The organism is Bacillus sp. C30, from assembly GCF_040838255.1.
In the GTDB taxonomy this organism is placed as follows: Bacteria; Bacillota; Bacilli; order Bacillales; family Bacillaceae_G; genus Bacillus_A; species Bacillus_A mycoides.
On sequence record NZ_JBFPJH010000294.1, the window covers coordinates 1 to 4,049 of the forward strand.

4 protein-coding genes are annotated in these 4,049 nt (G+C 35.6%); all 4 read left to right on the top strand.

Going from position 1 to position 4,049, the window contains the following annotated elements:
• On the top strand, positions 1-737 hold a 737-nt coding region (locus AB3X49_RS18785), incomplete at its 5' end, for a mechanosensitive ion channel family protein (RefSeq protein WP_367963969.1).
• Positions 738-904: 167 nt separating this feature from the next.
• On the top strand, positions 905-2,023 hold the full coding sequence (locus AB3X49_RS18790) for a GAF domain-containing sensor histidine kinase (protein ID WP_016092678.1): 1,119 nt from the start codon (positions 905-907) through the stop codon (positions 2,021-2,023).
• A gap of 14 nt (positions 2,024-2,037) precedes the next feature.
• Positions 2,038-2,673, top strand: coding sequence for a response regulator (locus AB3X49_RS18795; RefSeq protein WP_002127217.1), 636 nt, complete (start codon positions 2,038-2,040; stop codon positions 2,671-2,673).
• 286 nt (positions 2,674-2,959) lie between these two features.
• Complete coding sequence (locus AB3X49_RS18800) at positions 2,960-3,814, top strand: MurR/RpiR family transcriptional regulator (RefSeq protein ID WP_002012688.1); 855 nt, start codon at positions 2,960-2,962, stop codon at positions 3,812-3,814.
• Positions 3,815-4,049 lie beyond the last annotated feature (235 nt).

Genomic DNA, 4,049 nt, shown 5'->3' on the forward strand with positions numbered 1-4,049 from the left:
AGGTAGAGCAGACGATTCAAAGTGTAATTCGATCTATTTTTAGGTATATGATTATCATCAGTCTTATCATATATTTAATTAGTCAATTTGTAGATATAAAAAGTATTATTGCAGGTGCAGGGATAGCGGGAGTTGTCATCGGTTTTGCTGCACAACAGATGCTAAAAGATGTAATATTAGGCTTTGCAAGATTAGCGGACAAAGAGTTCCGTGTTGGCGATTTTGTTACTTTTAACGGAACAAATTCAGGAACCATTGAGGAAATTAGTGTTCGTTTTATGCAAATTCGTGAATGGTCAGGAAAACTCCTTACCATACCACACGGAGAGATTAGAACGATACAAAATTTTAATAAAGGATGGATGCGAGTTATTGAACGCATCACGGTAAGTTATCAGGAAGATCCTACAAGAGTTAAGGAATTGTTAGAAGAAGTGTGTGTTATTTGTAATGAAAAATTGGATCAAAGTCTTTATAGAGTAGATGATGAAGCCGTTGAACCATTTAAATATGTTGGAGTTACAGACTTAAATCCTAACCTTAAATATGTTGGATATGAATTTTGTATTACAGGTTTGATTAAACCGGAAGATTATTTTGAAACTTCTAGACAAGTAAGATTTGAATTAATGTCTATTTTCCATAAAAATCAAGTGCAAATGCCAGCAGCGAATATGTTCGTTAACACTGAAAGTTTACAGCATATTCATGGGGGACAATCTTTATCAGACAGTTAATGAAAACTAGCTAATTTCTGTTTTGGTTTAGAATTTAGATTTGCAAATCAGTAGATTTGAATGAATTGTATGGGATATCTCCGAAAAAAGAGCTGAAGGAATTCGGTTCTTTTTTGTTTGTAGTATTTTGAAATTTCTTAATGTTATAATGGTAGTTGGTGATGAGAATGAACATAGATGAAAAAGAGATGCATCGTTTAGAGGCATTAAAAGAAATTGCTGAGTTACTAAATGAAGCAACAAACTTACAGGAAATGTTAGGAAAAGTGTTACATACATTATTACAAGTTATGAATTTACAAACAGGGTGGATATTCTTTATTGATGAAAGTGGAAAGCATCGTATGCTTGTAGACCAAAACTTACCCCCAGCTCTTACGTGGCGGGAAAAGAAGCCGATGTGTGAAGGCGATTGTTGGTGTGTAGAACGTTTTGTGAATGGAAGATTGGAAAAAGCAACAAATATTATTGAATGTAAACGAATAGAGGATGCGATTGAATGTAATTGGGGCGAGACAGAAGATGTTACACATCATGCGACAATTCCGCTAAGATCTGGATCAGAGAAATTTGGTCTATTAAATGTAGCCTCGCCTCATAAAACACATTTTTCTGAGGAGGAGTTAGCGTTATTGGAAGCGATTGCATTTCAAATTGGAACGACAATACAACGTATTCAATTAGTTGAGAAAGAACGAAAATATGTAGTTGTAGCTGAAAGAAATCGATTGGCTCGTGATTTACATGATTCTGTTAAACAATTGTTATTTTCAATTATGCTAACAGCGAAAGGGACTCTAAATATGACGAAGGATAGAGACTTGCAAGAGATGTTAAGTTATATTGGAGAATTATCACAGGAAGCATTACAAGAGATGACACTTTTGATTTGGCAATTAAGGCCTGAAGGATTAGAGAAAGGTTTAGCAGAAGCGATACAAAATTACGGAAAACTGTTAGGGATTCAAGTGGAAGTTCGAATTGATGGAATGGTTTTAATTGAAGATGAAATAGAAGAAGTTTTATGGCGTATAAGCCAAGAGGCATTACATAATTGTAAAAAACATGCCTCATGTGAAAAAGTATGTGTTCATTTAAGGATAGAAAATAATAAGTTGCATTTTTACATAGAAGATAACGGAATAGGATTTATACAGGATCAAGTAAGAGAGTCAGCACTTGGCTTGAAAAGTATGAAAGAACGAATTGAATTAATGAGGGGAATTTTTCGAATAAAAGCAGAACCGGAAAAGGGGACAAAGATAGAAATTCAATTACCGGTTTGAGAGGGAGAACGTCAGTGAAAATAAAATTATTACTTGTAGAAGATCATCATATCGTTCGAAGGGGACTCGTATTCTTTTTGAAGACGAGAGAAGAATTTGAAATTATTGGGGAAGCAGCAAATGGTGAAGAAGCATTAACATTCGTCCAAGCAGAAAGGCCAGATGTAGTATTAATGGATTTATCAATGCCGAAAATGGATGGTATTGAAGCGACAAAACGTATAAAACAATACGATGAGACAATAAAAATTCTTATGCTCAGTAGTTTTTCAGAACAAGATTACGTTTTACCAGCATTAGAAGCTGGGGCAGATGGTTATCAATTAAAAGAAGTGCAGCCAGATCAACTCGTTGCGTCAATCGTTGCGGTATATCAAGGAAATGCAAATTTTCACCCGAAAGTAACACCAGCACTATTAGGACGATCAGCAGTCAAGAAAGAAAAAGAGAATCCTTTTTCTATGTTAACAAAAAGGGAGCAAGAAGTACTTCGTGAAATTGCGAAGGGAAGAAGCAATAAGGAGATTGCAGCAGAACTTCATATTACAGAACAAACTGTGAAAACACACGTTTCTAACGTATTGGCTAAATTGGAAGTAGATGATCGTACACAAGCTGCCTTATACGCAGTAAAGCATGGGGAAAACTAGAAATAAGTATGAATAATTGTGTCATATGTTACGGTAGAATACATAGGAGCAAATAAAATGTATAGAGATGCCGAATAAAGGTTTTTCTTCTTTCAATAATTAGGTACAATAAAGTGAAACTTTAATCAGTGGGGGGGCCATCCCCACTGATTATTAGTTGAACCAATCGGGTTTTTACGGGCAGTAAGACTCCCACCTAACTCCCTTGCATTCATCGAATTTTGAGGTGGGAGTCTTACTGCCCGTTAATACGGGATAAAGCTACTATGGAAGGGGAAGATACGCTATGCCTGGTACAAAAAGTGGGATTGGAAAGATTCAGGCTTCGTTAAATGGTTTATCACCGAAATTACGAAGTATTGCCGAACATATTTTGAAACATCCACAAGATGTTGTACATAAATCGATTACGGAATTAGCGGAAGTTACGAATAGTTCCGAAGCAACGATATTCCGCTTATGCAAACACTTAGGTTTTCAAGGGTTCCAAGACTTGAAAATTACATTAGCTCGTGAGATTGTACATACCCCGATGCAAAATATTCATGAGGAAGTATCGGTAGAAGATAATATTGTCACTGTTGCTAAAAAAGTTTTTCATTCACATATTACAGGACTGCAAGATACATTACATTTGTTAAACGATAACGCGTTGGAACAGGCAGTAAGTGCGCTGAATGAAGCGAAACGAATTGAGTTTTATGGAAATGGTGGTTCAGGTATTATTGCGATGGATGCTTATCATAAGTTTATGAGAACGGGTATTTCTTGTATTGCTCATACGGATTCACATTTTCAAATTATGGGAGCTGGCTTGTTGACAAAAGAAGCGGTGGTCATTGCAATTTCTCATTCAGGCAGTAATAAAGGTTTACTTGAAGCGTTAGAAGTAGCGAAAGCAAGAGGGGCCAAAATTATTGCGATTACGAGCTATCAAAAATCGGCATTAAGCCAACTTGCTCATATAACATTATATACTTCGACGCGTGAGACAGAATTCCGTACAGAAGCAAGTTCGTCACGATTAGCGCAGCTTAGTTTATTAGATACTTTGTATGTGGGATTGTCATTGCAGCGACAAGAGGAAACACTACAAAATTTACAAAGTATACGTGAAACTATTTCGATGAAGCGAATATAAAGGGCTCTTCAAATGAAGAGCTTTTTATATTGGCGAGTAGTCTGTTGATATACCCTCTAGATCTACTTGTTCTAAGTGTCTATAGAAGTATGCCAATTACCTATAATAATAATCTCTCATCTTTTAGACCATTCATTTTTTAAACCTCGATATTTTGCATATGGAAATTTAACAAGTAGCTTGATACATCAAAATACGTATTGGGTAATAATTCAAATATTGTTCAATATTTTAC

Excerpts from the sequence above, each read along its gene's own strand:
- AB3X49_RS18790 (WP_016092678.1), top strand. The coding sequence starts at position 905 with ATGAACATAGATGAAAAAGAGATGCATCGTTTAGAGGCATTAAAAGAA.
- AB3X49_RS18800 (WP_002012688.1), top strand. The coding sequence starts at position 2,960 with ATGCCTGGTACAAAAAGTGGGATTGGAAAGATTCAGGCTTCGTTAAAT.